Source organism: Rhodococcus sp. 1163 (assembly GCF_002091985.1).
In the GTDB taxonomy this organism is placed as follows: Bacteria; Actinomycetota; Actinomycetes; order Mycobacteriales; family Mycobacteriaceae; genus Rhodococcoides.
In genome coordinates this window covers 12,414-37,128 of the sequence record NZ_MKKX01000038.1, presented here as the reverse complement: position 1 = coordinate 37,128, position 24,715 = coordinate 12,414, and the positions used below count along the sequence as shown (strand labels likewise).

22 protein-coding genes are annotated in these 24,715 nt (G+C 63.5%); 6 read left to right on the top strand and 16 right to left on the bottom strand.

Annotation, left to right across the window (positions count from 1 at the left end):
• Nucleotides 1–9 precede the first annotated feature (9 nt).
• The 4 genes from gatB to BJD99_RS17840 form a co-directional block, all read right to left on the bottom strand.
• Entirely contained in the window at nucleotides 10–1,515 is a 1,506-nt protein-coding gene (gatB, locus tag BJD99_RS17855) for an Asp-tRNA(Asn)/Glu-tRNA(Gln) amidotransferase subunit GatB (protein ID WP_084348534.1), read from the bottom strand.
• A gap of 93 nt (nucleotides 1,516–1,608) precedes the next feature.
• Nucleotides 1,609–2,640: an ATP-dependent 6-phosphofructokinase gene (locus BJD99_RS17850; protein WP_084348930.1), complete on the bottom strand. Its 1,032-nt coding sequence runs from the start codon at nucleotides 2,638–2,640 to the stop codon at nucleotides 1,609–1,611.
• 83 nt (nucleotides 2,641–2,723) lie between these two features.
• Complete coding sequence (locus BJD99_RS17845; protein ID WP_084348533.1) at nucleotides 2,724–3,386, bottom strand: response regulator transcription factor; 663 nt, start codon at nucleotides 3,384–3,386, stop codon at nucleotides 2,724–2,726.
• Between the two features lie 10 nt (nucleotides 3,387–3,396).
• Complete coding sequence (locus tag BJD99_RS17840; protein WP_256895946.1) at nucleotides 3,397–4,557, bottom strand: sensor histidine kinase; 1,161 nt, start codon at nucleotides 4,555–4,557, stop codon at nucleotides 3,397–3,399.
• Nucleotides 4,558–4,802: 245 nt separating this feature from the next.
• Between BJD99_RS17840 and BJD99_RS17830 the strand changes: the two genes are divergently transcribed.
• On the top strand, nucleotides 4,803–5,483 hold the full coding sequence (locus BJD99_RS17830) for a phospholipase A2 (protein ID WP_143542225.1): 681 nt from the start codon (nucleotides 4,803–4,805) through the stop codon (nucleotides 5,481–5,483).
• Nucleotides 5,480–6,877 carry an alpha/beta-hydrolase family protein gene (locus tag BJD99_RS17825; RefSeq protein WP_084348530.1) on the top strand — a complete coding sequence of 466 codons (1,398 nt, stop codon included), beginning with the start codon at nucleotides 5,480–5,482 and terminating at the stop codon, nucleotides 6,875–6,877. Before BJD99_RS17830 ends, BJD99_RS17825 begins: the two co-directional genes overlap by 4 nt.
• Here the strand turns inward: BJD99_RS17825 and BJD99_RS17820 are convergent.
• The 3 genes from BJD99_RS17820 to gatC are packed head-to-tail and all read right to left on the bottom strand — an operon-like array spanning nucleotide 6,874 to nucleotide 9,855.
• Nucleotides 6,874–8,079 (bottom strand): alpha/beta hydrolase family protein, encoded by a 1,206-nt coding sequence (locus tag BJD99_RS17820; protein ID WP_256895907.1) that lies wholly within the window; start codon nucleotides 8,077–8,079, stop codon nucleotides 6,874–6,876. The two genes, BJD99_RS17825 and BJD99_RS17820, sit on opposite strands and share 4 nt — an antisense overlap.
• Before the next feature lie 7 nt (nucleotides 8,080–8,086).
• Complete coding sequence (gatA, locus tag BJD99_RS17815) at nucleotides 8,087–9,559, bottom strand: Asp-tRNA(Asn)/Glu-tRNA(Gln) amidotransferase subunit GatA (RefSeq protein WP_084348529.1); 1,473 nt, start codon at nucleotides 9,557–9,559, stop codon at nucleotides 8,087–8,089.
• A complete protein-coding gene (gene gatC / locus BJD99_RS17810) occupies nucleotides 9,556–9,855 on the bottom strand; it encodes an Asp-tRNA(Asn)/Glu-tRNA(Gln) amidotransferase subunit GatC (protein WP_084348927.1) in 300 nt (99 codons plus the stop codon). Before gatC ends, gatA begins: the two co-directional genes overlap by 4 nt.
• Nucleotides 9,856–10,140: 285 nt before the next feature.
• Between gatC and BJD99_RS17805 the strand changes: the two genes are divergently transcribed.
• Nucleotides 10,141–10,791: an amino acid-binding protein gene (locus BJD99_RS17805; RefSeq protein WP_084348528.1), complete on the top strand. Its 651-nt coding sequence runs from the start codon at nucleotides 10,141–10,143 to the stop codon at nucleotides 10,789–10,791.
• A gap of 10 nt (nucleotides 10,792–10,801) precedes the next feature.
• On the opposite strand, the gene ligA is transcribed toward BJD99_RS17805, so the two are convergent.
• The 8 genes from ligA to BJD99_RS17765 all read right to left on the bottom strand — a co-directional run bounded on the left by ligA (nucleotide 10,802) and on the right by BJD99_RS17765 (nucleotide 20,075).
• Entirely contained in the window at nucleotides 10,802–12,901 is a 2,100-nt protein-coding gene (ligA, locus tag BJD99_RS17800) for an NAD-dependent DNA ligase LigA (RefSeq protein ID WP_256895945.1), read from the bottom strand.
• Between the two features lie 102 nt (nucleotides 12,902–13,003).
• Nucleotides 13,004–14,023 (bottom strand): methionine synthase, encoded by a 1,020-nt coding sequence (locus BJD99_RS17795; RefSeq protein WP_084348526.1) that lies wholly within the window; start codon nucleotides 14,021–14,023, stop codon nucleotides 13,004–13,006.
• A complete protein-coding gene (gene mnmA, locus BJD99_RS17790) occupies nucleotides 14,020–15,111 on the bottom strand; it encodes a tRNA 2-thiouridine(34) synthase MnmA (RefSeq protein WP_084348525.1) in 1,092 nt (363 codons plus the stop codon). Before mnmA ends, BJD99_RS17795 begins: the two co-directional genes overlap by 4 nt.
• Nucleotides 15,111–16,349 (bottom strand): cysteine desulfurase family protein, encoded by a 1,239-nt coding sequence (locus BJD99_RS17785; RefSeq protein ID WP_084348524.1) that lies wholly within the window; start codon nucleotides 16,347–16,349, stop codon nucleotides 15,111–15,113. Before BJD99_RS17785 ends, mnmA begins: the two co-directional genes overlap by 1 nt.
• A gap of 65 nt (nucleotides 16,350–16,414) precedes the next feature.
• Nucleotides 16,415–17,296 (bottom strand): 1-acyl-sn-glycerol-3-phosphate acyltransferase, encoded by an 882-nt coding sequence (locus BJD99_RS17780; protein ID WP_256895906.1) that lies wholly within the window; start codon nucleotides 17,294–17,296, stop codon nucleotides 16,415–16,417.
• Nucleotides 17,293–18,114 (bottom strand): GNAT family N-acetyltransferase, encoded by an 822-nt coding sequence (locus tag BJD99_RS17775; RefSeq protein WP_143542224.1) that lies wholly within the window; start codon nucleotides 18,112–18,114, stop codon nucleotides 17,293–17,295. The genes BJD99_RS17780 and BJD99_RS17775 overlap by 4 nt, the downstream gene beginning before the upstream one ends.
• 160 nt (nucleotides 18,115–18,274) lie before the next feature.
• The gene (locus tag BJD99_RS17770) at nucleotides 18,275–19,231 is read right to left on the bottom strand and encodes an electron transfer flavoprotein subunit alpha/FixB family protein (RefSeq protein WP_084348523.1); all 957 of its coding nucleotides are present in this window, start codon (nucleotides 19,229–19,231) and stop codon (nucleotides 18,275–18,277) included.
• A 43-nt stretch (nucleotides 19,232–19,274) separates the two neighbouring features.
• Entirely contained in the window at nucleotides 19,275–20,075 is an 801-nt protein-coding gene (locus BJD99_RS17765; RefSeq protein WP_084348522.1) for an electron transfer flavoprotein subunit beta/FixA family protein, read from the bottom strand.
• A gap of 282 nt (nucleotides 20,076–20,357) precedes the next feature.
• Between BJD99_RS17765 and BJD99_RS17760 the strand changes: the two genes are divergently transcribed.
• From BJD99_RS17760 to BJD99_RS17750, 3 genes are read left to right on the top strand one after another with little or no spacing between them, the layout of a single operon-like run.
• Nucleotides 20,358–21,149 carry a methyltransferase domain-containing protein gene (locus tag BJD99_RS17760; RefSeq protein ID WP_143542239.1) on the top strand — a complete coding sequence of 264 codons (792 nt, stop codon included), beginning with the start codon at nucleotides 20,358–20,360 and terminating at the stop codon, nucleotides 21,147–21,149.
• 11 nt (nucleotides 21,150–21,160) lie between these two features.
• Nucleotides 21,161–22,660, top strand: coding sequence for a glycoside hydrolase family 57 protein (locus tag BJD99_RS17755; RefSeq protein WP_084348521.1), 1,500 nt, complete (start codon nucleotides 21,161–21,163; stop codon nucleotides 22,658–22,660).
• A gap of 47 nt (nucleotides 22,661–22,707) precedes the next feature.
• The gene (locus BJD99_RS17750) at nucleotides 22,708–23,955 is read left to right on the top strand and encodes a glycosyltransferase family 4 protein (protein WP_084348520.1); all 1,248 of its coding nucleotides are present in this window, start codon (nucleotides 22,708–22,710) and stop codon (nucleotides 23,953–23,955) included.
• Here the strand turns inward: BJD99_RS17750 and BJD99_RS17745 are convergent.
• Nucleotides 23,938–24,714, bottom strand: coding sequence for an acyltransferase (locus BJD99_RS17745; protein ID WP_084348519.1), 777 nt, complete (start codon nucleotides 24,712–24,714; stop codon nucleotides 23,938–23,940). The two genes, BJD99_RS17750 and BJD99_RS17745, sit on opposite strands and share 18 nt — an antisense overlap.
• Nucleotide 24,715 lies beyond the last annotated feature (1 nt).

Here is a 24,715-nt window from a genome sequence, read left to right as displayed (position 1 = left end):
GACTCTAACTCAGCTACAAGCTTGAAGTACCAGTTCCTTCACCCGAGCCGCATCGGCTTGTCCGCGAGTAGCTTTCATGACAGCACCGACGATTGCACCAGCGGCCTGCACCTTTCCGCTGCGGATCTTCTCCGCGACACCGGGATTCGCTGCCAGAGCCTCATCCACCGCGGCCTGGAGCTTCCCCTCGTCCTTCTCCACGACGAGGCCGCGGGCAGCCATGACTGCCGCGGGTTCACCTTCACCGGCGAGGACACCGTCGACGATCTGACGAGCACCGTTGTTGTTGACCTTGCCGTCTTCGACCAGTGCGGCAACCTCGGCCACCTGAGCGGGTGTGATCGCGAGTGCGCCCAATTCGATGCCGGCGATGTTGGCCTGTTGGCTCAGGTATGAGACCCACCACGAGCGCGCTGCCTGCGGTGGTGCACCAGCGTCGACCGTCGCAGCCACAAGTTCGAGTGCGCCGGAGTTGACGAGGTCTCGCATCTCTTCGTCGGAGACGCCCCAGTCGGCCTGGATCCGTGCTCGGCGCAACCACGGCAACTCTGGAAGTGTGCCGCGCAGTTCCTCGATCCACGCAGCGTCGGGCGCAACGGGCGCCAAGTCCGGCTCCGGGAAATACCGGTAGTCCTCGGCGGTCTCCTTCTTGCGACCCTTGGTCGTCGTGCCGTCCACTTCCTGGAAGTGACGCGTTTCCTGGGTGATCTCGCCGCCAGCGACAAGCACGGCGGCCTGACGGCGCATCTCGTAGCGGACCGCCACCTCCACGCTCTTGAGGGAGTTGACGTTCTTGGTCTCGGTACGCGTACCGAACTCGGTTGCTGTCTTCTCCATCAAAGACACGTTGGCATCACAACGTAGTGAGCCCTGATCCATCCGGACGTCCGACACCTCGAGCGACTTCAGCAGATCGCGCAGCGCAGTCACGTACGCGCGAGCGACCTCTGGTGCACGGGCGCCGGTGCCGGTGATGGTCTTGGTGACTATTTCGACCAGCGGAACTCCGGCACGGTTGTAATCGAGCAGCGAGTGACTCGCCCCTTCGATCCGGCCGGTGGCGCCGCCGACGTGAGTTGACTTTCCGGTGTCCTCTTCCATATGAGCACGCTCGATCTCGACGCGGAAGGTGCTGCCGTCGTCGAGCAACACGTCGAGGTAGCCCTCGGTCGCGATCGGCTCGTCGTACTGGGAGATCTGATAGTTCTTGGGCTGATCGGGGTAGAAGTAGTTCTTGCGCGCGAATCTTCCCCACGGCGTGATCGAACAGTTCAAGGCCAGCCCGATGCGGATCGCAGATTCCACGGCCGCCTCGTTCACGACGGGTAACGCGCCCGGAAGACTCAGGCACACCGGGCACACCTGAGTGTTCGGCTCGGCGCCGAACGCCGTCGGGCATCCACAGAACATCTTGGTGGCTGTGCCCAACTCGACGTGAACCTCCATACCCAGTACGGGGTCGAAACGGGTCAGCACGTCGTCGTAATCGATCAGATCGACCATGGCAGCAGTCATGGACAGGAGTTTATGCGCTCGGAACATCGTGCGAGTAACCACGGGTGCCGATCGGGATCGGACGGTGAGGTATGAACACGAACAGGCGGTGCTCTATCCGAAGAACGCCGCTGCATCGATGTACCGACTCTCGGGCACTCGTTTGAGTTGCTTGACCGCCTCGGCAAGCGATACCAGACCGATTTCGGTGCCACGCGCCGATACCATCTGACCGAAATCGCCCGCATGAGCAGCGTCGACTGCATTGACCCCGAATCTTGTCGCCAGCACCCGGTCATATGGAGTGGGTGTGCCGCCGCGCTGGACATGACCCAGGACCGTGGTGCGCACTTCCTTGTTGATCCGACGCTCGATCTCCTGGCCCAGTTGGTGGGCAACTCCGGTGAACTTGACGTGTCCGAACTCGTCGATGCCGCCGTCGAGCAACGACATCGATCCTTCTTTCGGCTTGGCGCCCTCGGCGACGACGCAGATGAAATGAGAATCACCGCGCTGAAAGCGCTTACGCACCAAATCGCAGACCTCGTCAACATCGAAGGGATGCTCCGGGATCAGCGTCATGTGAGATCCCGACGCGAGACCTGCATGCAGCGCGATCCAGCCGGCGTGACGGCCCATTACTTCCACGAGCATGACCCGCTGATGGGACTCCGCGGTGCTGTGCAGACGGTCGATGGCGTCGGTGGCGATCGTCAGAGCAGTGTCGAACCCGAATGTGACATCGGTGCAGTCGATGTCGTTGTCGATGGTCTTCGGCACCCCGACGACGGGTACCCCTTCCTCCGACAACCAGTGTGCGGCAGTCAAAGTGCCCTCACCACCGATCGGGATGAGGACATCGATTCCGTTGTCCTCGAGCGTTTCCTTGATTCTGTCGAGCCCGGCCCGAAGCACATCGGGATTGGTACGCGCCGTTCCGAGCATCGTGCCGCCCTTGGTCAGCAGCCGATCGTTGCGGTCGTCGTTGCGAAGCTGGACACGCCGATTCTCGAGCAGGCCGCGCCATCCGTCCTGAAATCCCACGACGGTCGATCCGTATCGCGCATCTGCAGTGCGCACCACTGCTCTGATCACCGCATTGAGACCTGGGCAATCACCACCGCCGGTCAGAACTCCGATGCGCATAGCATTCTCGCCTCTCCTCGAATCCATACCGTCCACCGTAATCTTGCCGGTTCGTTTCCGCTTCGGCAGCACGATGGGCAACATCAGCCGGGTGTGACGACTCCAGTTTCGTAGGCGAGCACAACCGCTTGGGCTCGATCGCGCAAGTGAAGTTTGCCGAGAACTTTGCCGACGTGCGTTTTGACGGTCTGTTCCGCTACGAAGAGTGCCTCGGCGATTTCGCCGTTCGACAGGCCCTGTGCGATCAGTTCGAGGACCTCGCGTTCGCGGGGTGTGAGGACGGCCAACTTCGCCGGCTGCGATCGCAGCGAACCACGTCTCTTGGTCACGTCTGCGATGAGCCGCCTCGTCACCGACGGCGCCAACAGAGCCTGACCGGCCGCGACGACGCGAACGCCGCGAATCAACTCCTCGGCAGGCGCATCCTTGAGCATGAACCCGCTCGCACCGACAGCCAGTGCCTCGTACACGTAATCGTCGATATCGAACGTCGTCAACATCAAGACACGTACCGGTGGGTCATGCGAGCCGCGCAGGATCGCCCGGGCGGCCTCCAGTCCGTTCATCTGCGGCATCCGCACATCCATCAATACGACGTCGGGTCTCAGACGTTCGACTTCGGTCACCGCGGTAGCGCCGTTGTCTGCGTCGCCAACGACGCTGATGTCGGACTGCGCGGCTAGAAGTGCGCCGAATCCTTGCCGAACCATGGCCTGATCGTCGGCGATGAAAACGGTGATGGCCACAGGCGACACCCTATGCCGACCTGTCTGCCGCTGGGGCGGTGACGCGTGGCGGCAACCGCGCGACTACCTCGAATCCGCCGTCGGGAAGAATCCTTGCATCCAGCCACCCCGATGCGGCCATCGCGCGATCGCGCATACCGCGCACACCATGTCCGCCGGTGCCCGATTCGATCACCGCAGTTCCGTTGCCAGGTGCAGGTCCGTTGACGACCTCCATCGATACCGGGTCTCGGTCGTAGGTAAGCCGCACTCGAACTTCCGCCCCAGGGGCATGCCTGGCCACATTGGACAGCGATTCTTGCACGATGCGGTACAGCGCGAGACCTGCTGCATCCGACATGACCGCCGGATCTCCGGTCGATGTCCAGCTCAATCGGACCCCTGCGCGGAGGCTGCCTTCGAGCAGTGACTCGACGTCGGCCGCTCCGGGTTGCGGCGCATCCGCCGCTTGTTCCCCATCGCTTCGAAGTACCCCGAGCATTCCACGTATTTCGTTGAGCGCCTCGCGTGCGGTGGCGCCGATCGCATCGAATTCAGCTGCAGCCGAGGGTGATACATCGTCGAGACGAAAAGGTGCGGTCTGGGCTTGAACAACGACCAGCGACATGTGGTGGGCAACCACGTCGTGCAGGTCGCGTGCAATCTTGGCTTTCTCTTCCAACACTGTGCGCCGTGTCCGCTCGAGATCGTTTACTTCCTCTTGCTTCGCCAGTTGTCGACGCGAGAGGATCAGCCAGCGGATCAGCAGGCCGAAGATCGTGATCGCCGTCAGGCCCACCGCCCAGCCGATCCCGTCGGATCCGGGCATGTCGGCAACGAAAAGCAACACGGTCGACACCCAGGCGACCGCAACGATCGGCACTGCACATCGCAAGCTCACCGCGAACAGAAGAGTCAGCAAAACGATGATATGCACGACCTGCCAGGGATACTCCCACCCCGGCTGCAGCGAAAACGCGACCGGGATGATCAATCCAGAGCCTGCCGAAACAGCCCATCCCAGTGCTGGATTGGTGCGGACCGCGACAAACGGAAACGCAGCGAGCGCAGCGATGATCGGCATGATCGGGGCTGGAACCTGATGGGTGAGAGCGAGCGTCGGCCACGCCACCGCATAGAGAACGGCAGTGATCACCACGATCGCGATATCCACCAGCCGAATCGGACCGATATAGGAAACGACGCGCGCAACGGCGCCCGTCCGTGCGCCGTTCGTCCGGCGCGTTCTGAAGAGTATTCTTCTGCCCACAGGTGTGAACACTAGGAACCCTGACCCGAAAAGTCATCGTACTGAGGAGTGAGAGAGCACCAACCCCTAGGTATCAGCGCAGCGTCGACGTTCAGGTGTCGGTGTCGGGCAGAACCAGCACCGCAGGGCGAGGACGCCTGGCGCAACCCGTTCATAGCGTTCTGACTATGAAGCAAACGGCCGGGACGCCCAGCGAAACAAGACGAACGAACCACCTGGTCACGGTGGCGGCGGTGTGCGCAGCACTGGCTGCGAACGTGGCGTTCTCGGTACCAAAGGCGAGTGCCGACGCTTCATCCGGATCGACGGTGCGTACCGAAACCACGATTGCTATCGAGGCACTGACCATGCACGACGCAGCCGACGCGGCATCGAAAGTGCCGCCCGCCTTCGTCGGCGACTTCGGTTACTCCCCTACCATCGAACATGACTTGCTGGTGAATCCCGGTGGGAGCTGCTCGTCGCCGATACCGCTGCCCGATGAGTTCGAATCTGCCTGCGCAGCACATGATCTCGGCTACGATCTGCTACGCCACGGCGCGATTCACGGCAACAGGCTTCCCTCCTCTGCCCGACGAAGCCTCGATTCGAAGCTTGCAGCAGATATGCACGCCGCGTGTGCGCAGCGGACCGAAGTTCTTTCTCGGGCAGTGTGCGACGGCATGGCCGAGGTTGCCGCATCCTCGGTTCGTTTGAACTCATGGCGTCAGCACGACGGGACACCCATTCCGGAACCTGCACTACCGTTCCTGCTTGCCGGCGCTGTCGTTACCGCACTGTCGGCCGCGACGCTGGGCGCCTTGTCGCCCTGTCCTTCTCGTCGCGCCCGCCAGGCAGTGTCATCATGACCACGTCCGTCCGCCTGCGCCCCACTGCTGCACTTCGGACTGCTCCCGAGCCCCGACTCGCTGTTCCTCGCGTCGCGACATCGCTGATCGTCGGAGGCATGGTTGCAGCATCGCTTGCCCCGGGACTTCTGCCCAGGTCTTCGCTGACACAAGCACTGGTCACTGGAGTCATGGCGGCCCTCGGCCTCGGACTGTCGGCTGGACTCCACCGACTTCTCCGCCGACTCGTGCCGGTCGCCCCGCAGTGCGGAGCCCGACGTGTGGCGGCTGCGGCAAGTGTTGTCTCGGTAGCTCTCGCAGGAGTTGCCGCAGCGAGGTGGCAGAGCTCCCTGCGCTCGTCCATGGGCATGCCTGCAGCAAGCCGGTTGCATTGGGTCGAAGTACTGTGCGGTTCGGTCTCCGTCTCGGCGATTCTGATCGTGCTCTTTCTCGCGACCACTCGCGGATATCTACGCCTTGGACGAGTGAAGGCGATTGTCATGCTGACAGTCCTCCTGATCGGCTCCTACTTCATCGCGGTACCGATGGCCTTCTCCAGCCTTGCCGAACGGTCCGCTGTAGCGAATTCGCTCGTCGACATTTCCCTGCCGATTCCGAATTCGCGTTCTCGGTCCGGCAGTGCTGCATCGCTTATCACCTGGAACGATCTGGGCCGTGAAGGCCGCATTTTCGCCGCGGGCGGTACTGATATTTCGACCGTACGCGCCTACATCGGAGTCCAAGCGTCCACCGACGTCGAGGCACGCGCCGAGTTGGCAGTACGCGAGCTCGACCGCGCAGGTGGATTCGACCGCTCGCACATCGTCGTCGCTGTACCGACCGGTTCCGGGTGGATCGACGAGAATGCCGTCACCGGACTAGAAACACGGTTCGACGGTGATGTCGCCACCGTTGCGGCCCAGTATTCATATGAACCCAGTTGGGCCACTTTCCTTTTCGCACAACCGCTGGCCGAGGCGTCAGCGACGGCATTGCTCGAGGCGATATCGCGCCGTGTAAGCGAGGTACCGCTCGAGGCGCGGCCGAACCTCTATCTCTACGGCCAAAGTCTCGGGGCCATCGGAGGCAGTTCGGCCGCAGCCGTACTCCGGAGAACTACTGTGCCGACGACACTGTGTGGAGCGCTGTGGGCAGGCCCACCTGCGCACGAGGTTGCCCCCGGAAACGCGGTGATGTTGGCGAACGCATCGGACCCAGTCGTCTGGTGGTCCACCGAACTCGTCGGATCGAAACCAGATCTGAGCTTCGCCCGTCGCGACGCGCCGATACCGCGATGGATACCGGTCGTCAGCTTCGTCCAGACGACAGTGGACCTGTTCTCCGCACTCGGCGTCCCTGCTGGGCACGGCCACCGATACGGCACCGACCAGGGAACCTCGATGCCCGGATGCTAAGAGGTCAGCCCCATACGTGCTGCGAGCCAGTCCATTTCCGCTTCCAAAGCTGGTGCCCACACATACATCGAGTGCCCACCGGGAAGCTCGCGAAGATGCGCGTCGACTCCGGCTACCTTCGCGGCGGCGAAGGCACGTTCGGTCTGCGGTCGAAACTCGGTATCGTCGGTCCCCACCACGAATGCCCCGGCGCTGGAGCCGAAACAACGCTCGTCGAGAACCGTCAGCGGCGCCACGGAATCGAAGCGGCGCACCGATTCCTCACTGTTGTCGCCGAAAGCGGCCGCGATCGACTCCTCTCGCGTCCCTCGCCGCGGTTCGTCCTCACCCGAGATGTCGAGAAACGTCGGATACACGGCCGGTGCGAGGACCGCAGTCTGCAACGCGCAGGTTCCACCGTAGGAGTAACCGCCTATCGCCCAATCCCGCGGATCGGATGCCACCTGAAGATGTCCACGCACCCACGTCGGCAGGTCGACGGACAGGTACGTGAACGCGTTCCCGAGATCGGAATCCATGCACATGGGGTTGGCCTCGGTGTCACCGAGAGCGTCCGCCACCACCACGACCGGGGCGAGTCCGTTGTGGGCGGCGGCAAACGTATCCATCGTGCGCGCGAGGTGGCCGCCGGCCAGCCAGTCCACTACGTGTCCCGGCTGGCCGGTCAGCAGTACCAGGACCGGCAGATCGGCGCGGGGGTCCGACAAGTAAGCGGGAGGGAAGTAGATCGACGCTGGGCGTGCGGAGAAACCCGATGCGGTGCCGGGAATATCCGCTTCGATGACATTGCCGTGATCGGGCAGGGCGTCGGACCCTCGCCAAGTAATGGACTGTTGCCACGCATCCTCGAGTGGTCGGCTCTCGACCACCGAGGATGCCGGCTTCTCCAGCGCGGATAACTCAGCCGCGACTACCGGTGGATGGCCCAGCGCCGCCGCCAGTGTGGGGTACTCGAAGGTGTGCACGTTCAATTGAGCTGCAGTAGCCAGGACGACGAGGACTGCAGCAGCGAGTCCGGCCGCACCGATCGCGGTATCTCCGGTGCGAACGAAACCGCCCCCTCCGCGACCGAGGCGAACCCACAGCACGACCGCCACCATCATCACGGCCGCTATCGCCGCGACCGTCGCTATCGAGACGAACTGACCCTCGATACGTAGATGAACCACGTTATGTGCGAAACCACGCGGCCACGACCTCATGATCGCGTTACTTCAGTGGGCCGCGAGCAATCTCGTATGCCGCACCGATCCGGTAGAGGCGATCGTCGGCGAATGCCGGTGCCATGATCTGCAAGCCGACAGGCAACCCGTCCTCGGCCGCCAGACCCGAAGGCACGGACATTGCGCAGTGGCCGGCAAGGTTGGTCGGCAACGTGCACAGGTCGTTGAGGTACATCGCGATCGGATCGTTCACCTTGTCCCCCAACGGGAACGCTGTCGTCGGTGTCGTCGGCGACAGCAGCACGTCCACCTTCTCGTAAGCGGCGTCGAAGTCCCGCGCGATGAGAGTGCGGACCTTGAGTGCCTGACCGTAGTACTCGTCGTAGTACCCGGCGGACAACGCGTAGGTACCGATCATGATGCGACGCTTGACTTCTGCGCCGAATCCTTCGGCGCGCGTGATGGCCATGACCTGATCGGCGCTGTTACTTCCGTCGTCACCAGCGCGGGCGCCATATCGCATACCGTCGAAACGGGCAAGGTTCGAGGACACCTCGGAAGGCAGAATCAGGTAGTACGCGGCGAGGGCATGCACGAAACTGGGGCACGACACCTCGACCACCTCGGCACCGAGACCGGTCAAAGTCGCCACGGCGGCATCGAAGGAGGAGATGACACCGGATTGATAACTGTCGGAGTGCAATTCCTTCACGACGCCGACACGAACACCGGAAAGGTCCCCTCGGGCACCTTCGCGTGCTGCCGCAACGACCGACGGCACAACGGTGTCGACCGAGGTGGAATCGCGTGGGTCGTGCCCAGCGATGACCTCGTGCAGCAATGCGGTGTCCAGAACTGTGCGCCCGCAGGGGCCGCCCTGATCGAGCGAGGACGCGCAGGCGATGAGCCCGTAGCGAGACACCGTGCCGTACGTCGGCTTGGTGCCGACCGTGCCGGTAAGGGCAGCGGGCTGACGAATCGAACCGCCGGTGTCCGTGCCGATGGCGAGCGGGGCTTGGTACGAGGCCAGCGCTGCCGCACTTCCGCCTCCGGAGCCACCCGGGATGCGTGTGGTGTCCCACGGGTTCTTGGTCGGTCCGTAGGCCGAGTTCTCGGTGGACGAGCCCATCGCGAATTCGTCCATGTTGGTCTTGCCCAACAATGGGATACCCGCGGCCCGAAGCTTGGAGGTGACCGTCGAATCGTAGGGAGAGATCCATCCCTCGAGAATTTTCGACGCAGCCGTCGTCGGCATATCGGTCGTGGTGAAGACGTCCTTGAGCGCAAGCGGCACCCCGGCGAGCGCGGATGCGGGCGCATCCCCGGCAGCGAGCGAAGCATCGACCTCTTTGGCGGACACCAAGGCACCGGCTCCGGCGACATGAAGGAATGCGTGGAACTCGCCGTCGACCTTGTCGATACGGTCCAGGTGAGCCTGCGTCACCTCCACTGCCGAGACTTCACGAGAGTGAATACGCGACGCCAGTTCGGAGGCGTCGAGAGCAGTCAGATCGGTCATTCGTTCTCTCCCAGAATCTGCGGGACGGCGAACCGATTCCCCTCTGCGTTGGGCGCACTCGACAACGCTTGCTCGGGGGTAAGACCCGGCACGATCACGTCCGGTCGCGTCACGTTGGTGATAGCACTGGGATTGGCCGTCGGTGGGACGTCGTCCGCCGCAACCTCCGCGACCGTCTTCACGTAGTGAAGAATCGAATCCAGCTGGCCGGCGAACTCGTCCAATTCGGCTTCGCTGAGAGCCAGCCGGGACAGCCGGGCGAGGTGAGCCACCTCGTCGCGGGAGATATCAGGCACCGCGTAGACCCCTTTCACACAAGTCGAGAGCAAGCCGCACAGGTACGCGACCGTGTGCAAGCGTAGTAGCTGACCATCCAGTCGTCGCATTCAGCGTTCACTCTCCTCGGTCGACACCGCGGTATATGTCGCCCCGGTTACGTGCGGGGCTGCAGTTCGACCTCAGATCCAAGACAGTGCGAGGATTGCGCGCGGCGCTGTACAGATGCGGCGCATCGGGTCGGTTAAGTTCCGATAGCTGACGGCACCGAACTCTTCCGCCACACGCCACCGAAAGGCTGCGACATGTCGTACCTGCTCCGCGTCCAACTGCCCGATCGACCAGGCAGTCTCGGTGCACTCGCAGTCGCGTTGGGTTCCGTCGGCGCGGACATCCTGTCCCTCGACGTGATCGAACGGGGCGACGGCTACGCGGTGGACGACCTCGTCGTGGAGGTGGCGCCCGGATCTCTGCCGGACACGTTGATCACTGCTTCGGAGAATGTGACCGATGTCCGAGTCGACTCCATCAGGCCGTACACCGGAGTGCTGGACACCCACCGTGAACTGGAACTCATCGACCGCGTCGCAGCGGCGTCCGACGATCGACTTCAGGTACTCGTCGACGGCGCACCACGAGTATTGCGCGTCGGGTGGAGCGTCGTGGTGGCGACGAACAAACACGGATCGTTTCGAGTCGTCGGCAGCTCGGGCGCCCCCGAAACCCACGCCACCGAGATGCCCTGGATGCCGCTCACACGTCCGGCAAGCCTCGACGGCGATGCCGATTGGGTCCCCAAGGTGTGGCGAGACATGGACACGACACTGGCTGCCGCGCCGCTGGGCTCGACCGGAACAGTATTGATGCTCGGACGCCCCGGCGGTCCAGAGTTCAGGCCGTCGGAAGTAGCCCGCCTCGGATATTTGGCCGGCATCGTCGCCACTGTTCTGAACTAGATCGTCCGTCCTACTCCGGTTCGGCCGGCCGGACAGCGTCGGGCCCCTCGGTGAGCAGCGTCGTGAACCCCGCTTCGTCCAACACCGGCACCCCCAGCTCGACGGCTTTGTCGTGCTTGGTTCCAGGTGCCTCTCCGACAACGACGAATGCAGTCTTCTTCGACACCGAGCCGGCTGCCTTGCCGCCGCGAACGAGGATCGCTTCCTTTGCCTCGTCGCGCGAGTACTTCTCGAGCGATCCGGTCACGACGATCGAGAGTCCTTCGAGGTTGCGCACTATCGAGGAATCTCGTTCGTCTTCCATCCGCACACCTGCCGCACGCCATTTGTCGACGATCTCGCGATGCCAGGGCACCGAGAACCATTCCGACACCGCCGTCGCGATCGTGTTACCGACGCCGTCGACAGCGGCCAATTCCTCTTGGGAGGCGGCCTCTATTCGGTCGAGGCTGCCGAACTCACCTGCGAGCGCTCGAGCGGCCGACGGGCCTACGTGTCGGATCGACAGGCTGACCAGTACCCGCCACAGCGGACGATCTTTCGCGGAATCGAGATTGTCCAACAACCGGCGTCCATTGGCGGACAACAGGCCCGCCTTGGTTCGGAAGATCGAGGTCTTCAACAGATCCTCTTCCGTCAACGAGAAGATATCTCCCTCGTCGAGAACCACCTCCGCCGCGAGCAAATCCGACGCGGCCTCGTATCCCAGACCTTCGATGTCGAAACGGCCACGCTCGGCGACGAAGAACAACCGTTCGCGTCGTTGGCCGGGGCAGAACTGCGAGTTGGGACACCGCAGATCGGCATCGCCCTCCTTGGCGGGTGCCAGAAGCGTGCCGCACTCGGGGCAATGCGTCGGCATGACGAACTCGGTTTCCTCACCGGTACGGGCATCCACCACCGGGCCGAGCACCTCGGGAATGACCTCGCCCGCCTTACGGATCACGACGGTATCCCCGATCAAGATGCCTTTGCGCTTGACCTCGGAACCGTTGTGCAAGGTCGCCAACGACACGGTCGATCCGGCGACCAGCACCGGTTTCATGTAGGCGAACGGAGTGACCCGGCCGGTTCGACCGATGCTCACCCTGATGTCGAGGAGCGTCGTGGTGACCTCCTCGGGCGGATACTTGAACGCAATCGCCCATCTCGGCGCACGTGAAGTAGTACCGAGTCGGCGGTGCAGACCCATGTCGTCGATCTTGACCACGAGCCCGTCGACTTCGTGTTCGACGTCGTGCCGGTGCTCGTCCCAGTAGGCCACTCGCTCCACGACAGCGTCGATCCCCTGAACGCGTGTCGTATGAACGGAGACGGGCAACCCCCAGGCCTTCAACGCCTCGTACGCGTGCAATTGCGAATCGGGCGAGAACCCTTCAATTCGTCCGAGGCCGTGGCAGATCATCCCCAGCCGACGTTTGGAAGTGATAGCCGGATTCTTCTGTCGTAAGGAGCCGGCAGCGGAATTCCGAGGATTGGCGAAGGGCGGCTTACCTTCCTCGACCAGTGATGCATTGAGCGCCCGGAAATCCTCGAGACGGAAGAAGACTTCGCCGCGGACCTCGAGGAACGCCGGGATCGGGTGGTCCGCGGTGGCCACGAGAGTCTCCGGTATGTCCTCGATCGTTCGAGCATTGAGGGTGACGTCCTCACCGGTACGACCATCACCGCGGGTAGCGCCGCGAACCAGTTTTCCGTTCTCGTACACGAGATCGAGCGCGACGCCGTCGATCTTTACTTCGGTCAGGTAATGGAGATTCGGGCCGGCTTCCGCTTCGACTCTCTTCGCCCAGGTGCGAAGCTCTTCGTAGTCGAATACATTGTCCAGACTCAACATTCGCTCGGGATGATCGACTGCCGTGAAGTCGGTGGCGAATCCTCCGCCGACCAGTTGCGTCGGCGAATCAGGGGTCCGAAGATCTGGATGCGCTTGCTCGAGTTCGGTCAGTTCCCGCAGCAGAACATCGAACTCACCGTCGGAGATGATCGGCGAATCGCGGACGTAGTACCGAAACTGGTGGCCTCGAACTTCCTCGGCCAGGGCCTGCCACCGTTCACGATCGGCGCCCGAGGCAGGAGTGCCCGCCGACTCCCCCGCCGGATTGTCGATCGAACGCTCGGCAGCAGAACGCGGTACAGCAGTCGTTTCGTCCACCCCGAAAGATTAACGGACCCGACCGACACCGTTGACGACGTCGGCGCACCGAAAGCGCTACAGGGAGTCGGGCGCATCCTGAAAGGCGTCTGCGACGTCCTTCGCCAGAGCCAGCGCAGTGCGAGCCCACTCGGGCGTCGCCTCCGCAAGTCCGCACGCAGGTACTACCGACATCTGCGTCGCGAGCACGGACCGCGGAAACCCGAGCCGGTCGACGAGCGTCACCGCAGGTGTCGCCACCTCACGCCATTTCGGTGTCCGATCCGGGGCGACAGCGGGCACCAACCCCAACATCAACGTTTTTCCGGCCTGCAGGAACTCACCCACAGAATCGAGATCGCGTGATCGCAGCAAGGAGACGTCGACTGCCGCGGCCTGCGCAGCACTCCGACGAATCAACTCGAGCGGAGCGGCAGGAGCGCAACAATGGACGGCAACCGGGAGGCCGATACCAGCTATGACGGTGTCGAGCAGATCCAGCGCGTCGGGCTCCGGCATAGCGCGCACCGAATCCAGCATCGTCACCCCACTCAGTGAACCTTCCAGCACCGCAGGAAGACTCGGCTCGTCGAGTTGGACGACCACCTCGACGCCGAGGCGCGAGGATATCTCCGCACAGTGTTGCCGGATCCCCTCTGCCAGCGATCCAGCGAAGTCGCGCACCGCACCACGGTCGGTCAGCACGCGATGGGCCGACCGAAGCTCCACCTGCGCAGCCATGGTGAACGGGCCGGCGACCTGAATTTTCAACCGGCGGTCCGAGGACGCGAAACCACCCGTCTCCCAAAGCTCTTCGAGAACATCGAGATCCTCGCGCAGTAGGTCCGCAGCACGCCGTCCGGTGAGCGACTTACGCTGAGCGACACGGTAACCCGAAGTTCGGACATCCAGTTCGATGTCCGCCATGATGGCACCGGTACGACCGATCATGTCGGCTCCGATGCCGCGGGCTGGGAGTTCTACGAGATGAGGCAGAACCGGTAGCTCCCCGAGCACGACGACGCAGGCTTCACGAACGTCGACACCGGGCCACGATCCGATACCGGTCGAGAGGGAGCTGAAAACGCCCGCGGTCACACGTTCTCGGAACGAGTACCGGAGATCGTGGAGCTCCCGATCACGATGTCTCCCTCCATATCCCGGCGATACAGAACGGCAGCCTGTCCCCGCGCAACGCCAGTGAGCGGTGCACGAAGAGTAATGTCCATGCCTCCGTCGGCGGTGGCCTCGGCTACGGCGTCGGTCAGGCCGCCGTGCGCACGAACCTGCACGACGCACTCGATCGGCCCGATCGGCGCGGTTCCCTGCGTCCATACCGCGCGCTCTCCGGTGATGCCCCAGACATCCAGCCGCGTCGCCGATCCTACGATCACGTTGCCACTCTCGGCTTCGATCGCCGTCACGTAGCGCGGCTTCCCGTCTGCTGCAGGTCCCTCGACACCCAGGCCCTTGCGCTGCCCGATGGTGAATCCATGTATTCCGTCGTGGTCGGCCAGCTCGGCGCCGGTGTCGGCGTCGACGACCTTGCCCGGCCTGATTCCGATCGTGGCACCGAGGAATGCTCGGGTGTCACCCGAGGGAATGAAGCAGATGTCGTGGCTGTCCGGCTTGTCGGCGACAGCGAGTCCCCGCTCGGCCGCTTCGGCGCGGATCTCCGATTTCGGTGTGTCGCCGATCGGGAACATCGCGCGAGAGAGTTGGCTCTCGGTGAGAACGGCAAGTACATACGACTGGTCTTTGTCGGCATCGACCGCTCGACGCAGGACACCATCGTGCAGTTGCGCATAGTGACCGGTTGCGACGGCGTCGAAGCCGAGTGCCAGTGCGCGGTCGGCCAGCGCAGAGAACTTGATCTTCTCGTTGCAGCGCAAGCACGGATTGGGAGTCTCGCCTGCGGCATAGGATTCGATGAAGTCGTCGATGACGTCTTCTTTGAATCGGTCGGCGAAATCCCAGACGTAGAACGGGATTCCGAGGACGTCAGCAGCGCGGCGTGCATCACCGGCGTCCTCCTTCGAGCAGCACCCACGTGAGCCCGTGCGAAGCGTCCCGGGCTCGCTGGACAATGCCAGATGTACACCGACGACATCGTGTCCGTCGTCGACGGCCCGAGCCGCCGCCACCGCCGAATCGACTCCGCCGCTCATTGCTGCCAAAATACGCATCAGCGATGTCCTCCCCGAGCTCCTACGCTCGCAAGTCCCGCAGCGCGGGCACGTTCGATTACCTGAGGCAAAGCCGCCAGGAGGGCGTCGATGTCACTGTCGGAAGACCCGGCTCCCAACGAGAACCGCAACGACCCCCGCGCAGTCGACGGGTCCGCCCCCATCGCTATCAATACATGACTGGCGCTTGCAACGCCTGCCGTGCACGCAGACCCCGTCGAGCATTCGATCCCGGCGGCATCGAGCAGCATCAACAGCGAATCGCCCTCGCAACCAGGAAATGTGAAATGTGCAATACCTGCCAGGCCACCTTCGCCTGCGGCGCCGTTGACGATCACATCGGGATCGAATGCGCGGACCCCGGCGATCATGCGATCGCGCAGCCGGGACAGTTCTTCGTGCTGCCGCTCACGATTGTCGACGGCCTCCCTCAGCGCTGCAGCCATGGCGACGATAGAGGCTGTGTCGTGGGTGCCCGATCGAACGTCACGTTCGTGGCCGCCACCGTGCAACAGCGGAACGCAGGGGACGGTCCGGCCGAGCAGCAACGCTCCGACGCCCTGCGGGCCACCGAATTTATGCGCCGCGATACTGAGCGCGGACAGCCCGCTGTCAGCGAAGTCGACCTGCAGATGTGGAACTGCCTGAATGGCGTCACTGTGCATCGGCACATCGAATTCGCGAGCAACACGTGCGAGAGCTCGGATCGGCATGATGGTGCCGACTTCGTTGTTCGCCCACATGACGGTGACCAGCGCCGTCTCACTCGCGCTTACATCGAGTTCGGCGCGAAGTACGTCGGGATGCACGCATCCCGACTCGTCGACCGGCAGCCACGTCACCTGAGCGCCCTCGTGCGCAACGAGCCACTCCACCGCGTCGAGCACGGCGTGGTGCTCCACGGATGAGGCGATGATCCTGGTACGACGGGAGTCTTCGTCGCGTCGGGCAGTGAAGATTCCCTTCACAGCGAGGTTGTCGCTCTCGGTGCCACCTGAGGTGAAGATCACTTCCGAAGGCCGCGCGCCGAGGTCTGCAGCGATCGATTCACGAGACTCCTCGACACGGCGTCTGGCCGCACGGCCCGAGCCATGCAAGGACGACGCGTTGCCGACGGTAGCGAAAGCAGCAGTCATCGCCTCGATCGCGGCGGCGGACATCGGTGTCGTCGCTGCGTGATCGAGGTAGACGGGAGGACTCGTCGAGTCGATAGCAGCCGAACTGCGGGCAGAAGGCATAACGATTACCAGGATAGCGGGTCCTCGCCATTGCCCTTTGCACGCGATACCGGGACCGGAGTGCGTCACCTGCGCGTGAACGTGGCCTTCGGATCGATGTCCACGCGCTCATTTATTGGATGAAGGCGCCGGTCGTGCACGTCATCGGCCCTGACCGAGTCCTCACATCGACGCGCGAGGTCGCGTCGGTCGTGTCCTGGGGCCTGCGGGGCGACCAATGCGACCTCCGCCACTATGCCCCTCAACCGAAAAATACGTCCGATCGACCGACCGATGGTCTCGTCCCCGACGAAGCACGTCGACGTCGTCGTCCGATCGCGAAAGCTGTCGACATATCGCAGCCGAACCGGCTGCACCCAGGTCTCGGTATCGATCGCGGCTTGGAACATGGCGGGCCGGAACGATCCGTAGGCGAGACCGCACCACGTCGTCCCCTCGGGAAAAACGATGACCGAGCCACCGTCGCGCAGCGTGGCCGATACCTGATCGACTGTCCCGGGAAGCGCGCGAAGCCTTCCTCGATCGATGGGAATCACCTTCATCGACCGCGCCAGGAGTCCGAGGACGGGCCACTCGACCAGATCTCCCCGAGCGACGAATCTGGCGGGGCGAATCGCGGTCAACACCAGGATGTCGGTCCAGGAGACATGGCCTGCGACCACCAGCGAACCGTTCCGCGTGCGCGAGGCCTCTCGGTCGGATCGAAGATCCTCCACTCGGAGACCGATGCCGACCGCCGCCAACAACACTCTCGCGCCGATTATCGCTGCGCCGCTTCGGACACGTGGCCAGAACAGACCGATCAGAATCAACAGTGGCACCAATCCGATGGCGAACAATGCCGATGCGGCGCGCACCACCACTCCGATCCGCCGGATGGACTCCGCGCTGCGCGGAATGCAGCGGTCTCCGCACGGACTCGACGGCATCCACGAGTGCTCGCTCACGCGCTCGACTTCCTCTCGAACGATTCCGCAGCGCTACGAAGCCGGTCCAGGTAGCGCGTATTCGCTTGCTGCAGACCGAGGAGCGCAACAAAATCGGCAACTGCGAATGCCGGATCATGAGCGGGTTCCCCGCATATCGTGGCGCCGAGCCTCAGGTAGCCCTTCAACAGCGGCGGAATCGAGATCCGGACAGGGCTCGCTATGTCGTCGAGCGATCTTCCCTCGACGACCACGGGGTTGTATGGCACAGCCCGCCGATCGAGCGGGGATCCATGCCGATCGAGGAGGAAGTCACGCACCCCACGAATGTTCGCACCGGGCAGTTCCGCATCCCCGCACTGCATGGGTACCGACACACAACCCATCACCGACTCCAGCCCGGTGACCTCGAGATAGTGCAGAATTCCGGCCCACATCAAACCCAGAACGGATCCCGATCTGTGGTCGGGATGCACGACGGCTCGGCCCATTTCGACAACCCTGGCGCCCACCGGGTCCAGCGCGGTGATGTCGAACTCGGTCGCGGTGTAGTACCCACCAGCCCGGATCGCAGCGTCGGGAGGGAGCATTCGATAGCACCCGACGAAGGAGTCGCTCCGATTGTCGCGGACGAGTATGTGGTCGCAGTGTTCATCGAATCGGTCGAAGTCGCGTCCATCGGAATTACTCGGCATTCGAAAGCCCGGTTCGGAGGCAAACACGTCGTAGCGAAGGCGCTGCGCGGCTTCGCGGTGGTCTTTGTCGGTTTCCATCACCACCGTGTATCGGTCGGTGACGGGAGCGGTCGAGAGGTGCAAATTCATGACTGAGGTGGCCATGATGCTGTGTCTAACGACTGGGTGCGGCGTCAGCGCATCCAGCGGGTAACGCGTCCGAAGCCGTTGTGTGAACTGCTTCTTCTGTGAACAGGTCGTCATAGAAGAATGTCCCCGCAGTCGCGAGGACGGCGGGGACATTCTTCGGCAATTACAGAGCCTGTCAGCCCTTGTGCTTCTTCACTGCGTCCTTGAGCTGCGGTGCAACGTTGAACAGGTCGCCCACGATGCCGTAGTCGGCAATCTCGAAGATCGGTGCCTCTTCGTCCTTGTTGATCGCGACGATCGTCTTCGAAGTCTGCATGCCCGCGCGGTGCTGGATGGCACCGGAAATTCCGAGAGCGATGTAGAGCTGCGGTGAGACGGTCTTGCCCGTCTGGCCGACCTGGAACTGGCCCGGGTAGTAGCCGGAGTCGACCGCTGCGCGCGATGCGCCGACGGCGGCACCGAGCGAATCGGCCAGTTCTTCGATGACGCTGAACTTGTCGGCGCTACCGACGCCACGGCCACCGGAGACGACAACCTTCGCCTCGGTCAGTTCCGGACGGTCGCCGCCGACGATCGGGTCACGCGAGGTGACCTTGGTCACGCCCTCTTCCTGAGCTGGTACCTCGACGGCCTCGCGGGTGCCTGCGCCGGCCTTCGGCTCGGCTTCGATTGCACCCGGGCGAACCGAGATGACGGGAACGTCGCCGTTGGCCTTGGCCTCGACGGTGAACGCGCCACCGAAGATGGAGTACACGGCGCTGCCGTCACCGTTCACGGCGACGACGTCGGAGTGCAGCCCGGATCCCAGGCGTGCAGCCAGGCGGCCTGCAACCTCTTTGCCCTCGGCACTGGCCGCAGTGATGATCGCTGCCGGGCTCACGGACTCCGCGAGGCTCGACAGGACATCGATCTTCGGTGTGAGAAGGAAGCCGTCGATGTCCTCGGACTCGGCGGCGTAGATCTTCTCGGCACCGGCCTCTGCCAGTGCGTCGGCCAGCTTGTCGGTAGTGCCGGCCGGACCGGTTACGACTGCCGACGGCTCACCGAGTGCGCGTGCCGCGGTGATGAGCTCGAGACTGACCTTCTTGAGCGTTCCCTCTGCGTGCTCGACGAGCACAAGTACTTCTGCCATTTCTTGCTCTCCTCTTGTGGTCTGCGTTGCTTCGGGTGTGTGCTCAGATGATTTTCTGGCCCACGAGGTACGCCGCGATCTTGTCGCCGCCGTCGCCCTCGTCGGTGACCCGCTCGCCCGCAGTCTTGGGAGGCTTCGGAGTGGACGAAGTCACAGTGGTGCCGGCGTTCTCGACGCCGACGGTCTCGGGATCGACACCGATCTCGGCCAGCGTGAGCGTCTGCACAGTCTTCTTCTTCGCTGCCATGATTCCCTTGAAGGACGGGAATCTCGGCTCGTTGATCTTCTCGGTGACACTGACGATCGCAGGCAAGGTGGCCTCGAGGCCGAAGATGCCCTCGTCGGTCTCGCGCTCACCGGAGACGGTGTCACCGTCGATCGTCAGCTTGCGGAGCTGCGTCAGCTGAGGAATCCCGAGGTACTCGGCGATGATCGCCGGAACTGCGCCGGTACGACCGTCGGTTGCCTCGTTGCCCGCGATGATGAGCTCTGTCGGCTCACCGTTTTCGAACTCGATCTGACCGAGCGCAGCCGCGAGGGCCCAGCCCGTCTGGATCGCGTCCGAGCCGTGGAGGGCCGGGTCGTTGAGGTGGACAGCGCTATCGACACCCATGGAGAGTGCTTTGCGGATTGCGTCGGTCGCGCGGTCGGGGCCTGCGGACAGGACCTTCACCTCGCCGCCCTTGGACTCCTTGATGAGCAAAGCTTCCTCGACTGCGCGCTCGTTGATCTCGTCGAGCACTGCGTCGGCTGCTTCACGATCCAGAGTGAAGTCGCCGTCCGTCAGCTTGCGCTCGGACCACGTGTCGGGAACCTGCTTGATCAAAACAACGATGTTCGTCATGGGTCTGCGTCGACCTCCTGGTCATGTTCCGCTGTATCGAATGTTCGTTCGGTGTTAATGCGATGCCGCTTCGGTGCAGCACCGCAGTGCAGTTCTTACGACTCTGCCGAAGATTACCCCATGCCAAGTTACTGGCGGGTAACTTACGACGTTTCCCGATTGACCATACATCCGACCGCACCGGACCAAGTGACCACTCTCCGCCGAACCGATCCCGTAGGCACTAACCTCTCGTCGGTGAGCGATTCTTCGAACGCAGCCTCGGCAGCGACACCCACGGTGATGAACCCGGCAACCGATGCGGCTCAGCCGCTCCCTCTCACCGGGGAACGGACGGTCCCCGGCATAGCGGAGGAAAACTACTGGTTCCGTAGACACGAAATCGTGTACGAGCGCCTGGCGAGCCACTGCGTCGACCGCACGGTCCTGGAAGCCGGCTCGGGAGAAGGCTACGGCGCCAACATGATTGCCGCGCTCGCGAAGACGGTCATCGGGCTGGACTACGACGCATCCGCAGCAGCGCACGTGGCTGCTCGCTATCCCCGAATCGCAATGCTGCGCGGCAACCTCGCACAGTTGCCCATCGAAGATTCCTCCGTCGACGTCGTCGTCAACTTTCAGGTCATCGAACATCTCTGGGACCAAGCGCAGTTTCTCGACGAGTGCTTCCGCGTGCTGGCTCCCGGCGGCCTGCTGCTGATCTCCACGCCCAACCGCATCACGTTCTCCCCCGGCCGCGACACGCCGCTCAATCCGTTTCACACCCGCGAACTGAACGCGGCCGAACTCACCGAACTCCTCGAAGATGCTCGTTTCGGCGTCGAGGTGATGACCGGGGTCCACCACGGCGCGGGCCTGCGCGCGCTGGACGTCAAGCACGGCGGTTCGTTCATCGATGCGCAGATCGAACGCGCTCTCGCAGGCCAGCCATGGCCTGCGGAACTTACTGCGGACGTCGCTGCCGTGACGACAGCTGATTTCGATCTCACTCCGGACGATATCGACGCCAGTCTCGACCTCGTTGCGATCGCGGTGAAACCCGACTCGGCACACATGAGTTCGGTAAGCGGGTGAAAGAACCCGGGATGTTCTCCCTGGTACTTCATTCCCATCTCCCCTGGCTCGCCAACCACGGCCGGTGGCCCGTCGGCGAGGAATGGCTGTATCAGTCATGGGCCGCGTCGTATCTGCCCTTGACCGAGATGCTGACGCGCCTGGCAGGTGAGGGACGTCACAACTTGCTGTCCTTGGGCATCACCCCGGTGCTCGCTGCGCAACTGGACGATCCGCACAGTCTCGCCGGAATGCACCACTGGCTCGGCAATTGGCAACTGCGCGCCCACGAGTCGACCGATCGGATGCTGGCGATCCGCGAACATCGCGCTGCCGCATCGGCGTTGGACACTTTCGAAACGCACTGGCGTCACGGCGGTTCCGCGGTCGTTCGTCGACTCGTCGATGCGGGCACCATCGAACTTCTCGGTGGTCCACTCGCCCATCCCTTCACTCCGCTGCTGGATCCACGCCTGCGCCAGTTCTCACTGGAGGAGGGGCTCTCGGATGCGCAGACACGCTGGGGCACGAGACCGAACGGGCTCTGGGCACCGGAGTGCGCATACACACCTGGCATGGAAGTCGAATACGACGCGGCAGGGGTCACCCACTTCATGGTCGACGGGCCGGCGTTGCGCGGCGACACGACCGTGGGCCGGCCCGTCCGAGACTCCGACGTCGTCGCATTCGGGCGGGATCTTCAGGTGAGCTATCGGGTGTGGTCGCCCAAATCCGGATACCCGGGGCACAGCGCCTATCGCGATTTCCACACCTACGACCACGCGACCGGACTCAAATCTTCGCGGGTGACGGGTCGAAACGTGGACTCGGCGGACAAGGCGCCGTACGACCCGGAGCTCGCATCCGCAGCCATCGATCGTCACGTGGTGGATTTCGTCGATGCGATACGACAACGCCTACGCGCCGAAACCGCTCGTGCCGGAAGACCGGCCCTCGTGGTGGCCGCGTTCGACACCGAACTGTTCGGCCATTGGTGGTTCGAGGGTCCGGTCTGGCTCGAACGGGTTCTGCGAGCACTACCCGAAGCCGGCATCGACGTCGGCACCCTCGACGATGCCCGATCGAGGGGCTACGTCGGGTCCTCGGTCGAGCTGGAGGACTCGTCGTGGGGCTCGGGCAAGGACTGGCGGGTCTGGGCAGGAAATGCCGTCGAAGACTTGGTCACGCTCAACGCCGAGGTCGTGGCGGCCGCGCTCGATACCGTCGACAGCTCTCGCGACAACGCATCGATTCCAGGACAACCCGAATTGCGTAACCGAATCAACGACCAGATGCTGCGTGAGACACTGATGGCGGTAGCGAGCGACTGGGCCTTCATGGTCAGCAAGGACACCGCCGCCGGTTATGCCCGCGAACGAGCGCACGTACACGCGCACGCTCTCCGGGAAATCGCCGACGCGGTGAACCAGGGGCACGACGCGGCAGCAGAGCGGCTCGCTGCGCAGTGGAACCGAGCAGACGGACTGTTTCCTGCGCTCGATGCCCGCCGCCTACCGGGTGGTCGTCGGTAGGCCACTTGCACACTTTCACACGCGGTCGTACGGAGGGGAACGTCGAAGTGAAGATTCTGATGGTGTCGTGGGAGTATCCACCGGTCGTTGTCGGGGGGCTCGGTCGACACGTCCACCATCTCGCCACCGAACTTGTGCGCGCAGGCCACGAGGTCGTCGTTCTCTCACGCCGTCCAACCGGCACCGACGCATCCACACATCCGACCTCGCACCACATCGAGGACGGCGTTCTCGTGGTCGCGGTCGCCGAGGATCCTGCCCACTTCGTCTTCGGTGAAGACATGCTGGCATGGACGCTGGCGATGGGGCACGCCATGGTTCGGGCAGGAATCGCGTTGGGTAAACCAGGGCTCGGTGAGGGCTGGCAACCCGACGTCGTCCACGCACACGACTGGCTCGTCGCTCACCCCTCCATCACCCTCGCCGAGCACTACGACGTCCCTCTGGTGTCCACCATCCACGCCACCGAGGCAGGACGGCACAGCGGCTGGATCTCCGGTCCTGTCAATCGGCAGGTGCACTCGATCGAATGGTGGCTCGCCAACGACTCCGACGCCGTCATCGCCTGCTCTGCGTCCATGAAGGACGAGGTGACCCGACTTTTCGACATTCCAGACGCCGCGGTCACCGTCATCAGGAACGGTATCGACATTCGTGCGTGGAACTTCCGGCTACGGGAGCCGCGGTCGACACCGGCGACACTGCTCTACGTCGGTCGACTCGAGTACGAGAAGGGCATTCAGGATGCCATCGCCGCACTCCCCCGCATCAGACGCTCTCACCCCGGCACCACGTTGCACATTGCCGGGGAGGGAACCCAATTCACCTGGTTGGCACAGCTGGCACGGACCCACCGCGTCGCTCGTGCGGTCTCTTTCCTCGGCACCCTCGGTCACGCAGATCTACTCGGTGCCCTCCACAGTGCCGACGCCATCGTGCTCCCGAGCCGATACGAACCTTTCGGGATAATCGCGCTCGAGGCTGCGGCAGCAGGCACACCGCTGGTCGCATCGACCGCGGGTGGGCTGGGCGAGGCGATCGTGGACGGGCAGACCGGCTTGTCGTTCGAACCGGCGGATGTCGCCGGGCTGACGGCCGCCGTCCGGAACGTGCTCGACAACGCCGATGCAGCCCAGACACGTGCTTCGGCGGCGCGAGAACGCCTCACCGTCGATTTCGACTGGAAACACGTGGCCGAATCGACAGCGCAGGTCTATCTTTCGGCAAAGCGCAAGGTTCGGTTCCCGCTTGCACGGCCGAATATCGTCGAGCGTGCGCTACCCGAACGTGGTTGAGTCGTCCCGAGCCGCCTCGGCCGCAGTGAGCGCCTTCTTGCGGGCAATGTCCTCGAGAGCGGCGATGTACTCGGCACGCTTGGCCGCACCCGCTTCCCAGTCCACTTTCCGATTGCGCACGACCTTGACGGGCGCACCCACAGCAATGCTGTAGTCGGGTATATCGCCCTTGACGACGGCGTGTGCACCGAGAACGCAGCCTCGCCCGACGCGCGTCTCCCGCAGCACTGTCACCTTGGCCGCGATCCAGGTGTCCGGGCCGATTCGGACCGGCCCCTTGACGATTCCCTGATCCTTGATGGGCATCGTGACGTCGTCCATCCGATGATCGAAGTCGCAGATGTAGCACCAGTCCGCGACCAGTGTCGACGCACCGATCTCGATGTCGAGGTAGGCGTTGACGACGTTGTCCTTGCCGAAGACCACTTTGTCACCGATCCGCAGCGATCCCTCGTGGCTCCGAATGGCGTTGCCATCGCCGATGTGGACCCATCGACCGATCTCGAGCCGCGACAGCTCTGGAGTCGAGTGGATTTCCACGTTCTTACCGAGGAACACCATGCCCCGCAGAATCACGTGCGGGTTCGCCATCTTGAACCGGGCGAGACGGTAGTACCGGACGAGGTACCACGGCGTGTATGCCTTGTTTCGGCGGATCCATCGCAGTGAGTCGAGCGTGAGGAACTGTGCCTGGTCGGGGTCGCGTCGTCTCGAACCACGCCACCGCGTACGCAGCGGTGCGTTCCACATGCTCGTCATA

What these genes read in the sequence shown, in the direction of transcription:
- BJD99_RS17765 (WP_084348522.1), bottom strand. Translation starts at nt 20,075, where the DNA reads ATGACGAACATCGTTGTTTTGATCAAGCAGGTTCCCGACACGTGGTCC.
- BJD99_RS17745 (WP_084348519.1), bottom strand. Translation starts at nt 24,714, where the DNA reads ATGACGAGCATGTGGAACGCACCGCTGCGTACGCGGTGGCGTGGTTCG.
- BJD99_RS17775 (WP_143542224.1), bottom strand. Translation starts at nt 18,114, where the DNA reads ATGGCCACCTCAGTCATGAATTTGCACCTCTCGACCGCTCCCGTCACC.
- BJD99_RS17825 (WP_084348530.1), top strand. Translation starts at nt 5,480, where the DNA reads ATGACCACGTCCGTCCGCCTGCGCCCCACTGCTGCACTTCGGACTGCT.
- BJD99_RS17805 (WP_084348528.1), top strand. Translation starts at nt 10,141, where the DNA reads ATGTCGTACCTGCTCCGCGTCCAACTGCCCGATCGACCAGGCAGTCTC.
- BJD99_RS17820 (WP_256895907.1), bottom strand. Translation starts at nt 8,079, where the DNA reads ATGAGGTCGTGGCCGCGTGGTTTCGCACATAACGTGGTTCATCTACGT.
- BJD99_RS17830 (WP_143542225.1), top strand. Translation starts at nt 4,803, where the DNA reads ATGAAGCAAACGGCCGGGACGCCCAGCGAAACAAGACGAACGAACCAC.
- BJD99_RS17760 (WP_143542239.1), top strand. Translation starts at nt 20,358, where the DNA reads ATGAACCCGGCAACCGATGCGGCTCAGCCGCTCCCTCTCACCGGGGAA.
- mnmA (WP_084348525.1), bottom strand. Translation starts at nt 15,111, where the DNA reads ATGCGTATTTTGGCAGCAATGAGCGGCGGAGTCGATTCGGCGGTGGCG.
- BJD99_RS17770 (WP_084348523.1), bottom strand. Translation starts at nt 19,231, where the DNA reads ATGGCAGAAGTACTTGTGCTCGTCGAGCACGCAGAGGGAACGCTCAAG.
- gatB (WP_084348534.1), bottom strand. Translation starts at nt 1,515, where the DNA reads ATGACTGCTGCCATGGTCGATCTGATCGATTACGACGACGTGCTGACC.
- BJD99_RS17850 (WP_084348930.1), bottom strand. Translation starts at nt 2,640, where the DNA reads ATGCGCATCGGAGTTCTGACCGGCGGTGGTGATTGCCCAGGTCTCAAT.
- BJD99_RS17755 (WP_084348521.1), top strand. Translation starts at nt 21,161, where the DNA reads ATGTTCTCCCTGGTACTTCATTCCCATCTCCCCTGGCTCGCCAACCAC.
- BJD99_RS17785 (WP_084348524.1), bottom strand. Translation starts at nt 16,349, where the DNA reads ATGCCTTCTGCCCGCAGTTCGGCTGCTATCGACTCGACGAGTCCTCCC.
- gatA (WP_084348529.1), bottom strand. Translation starts at nt 9,559, where the DNA reads ATGACCGATCTGACTGCTCTCGACGCCTCCGAACTGGCGTCGCGTATT.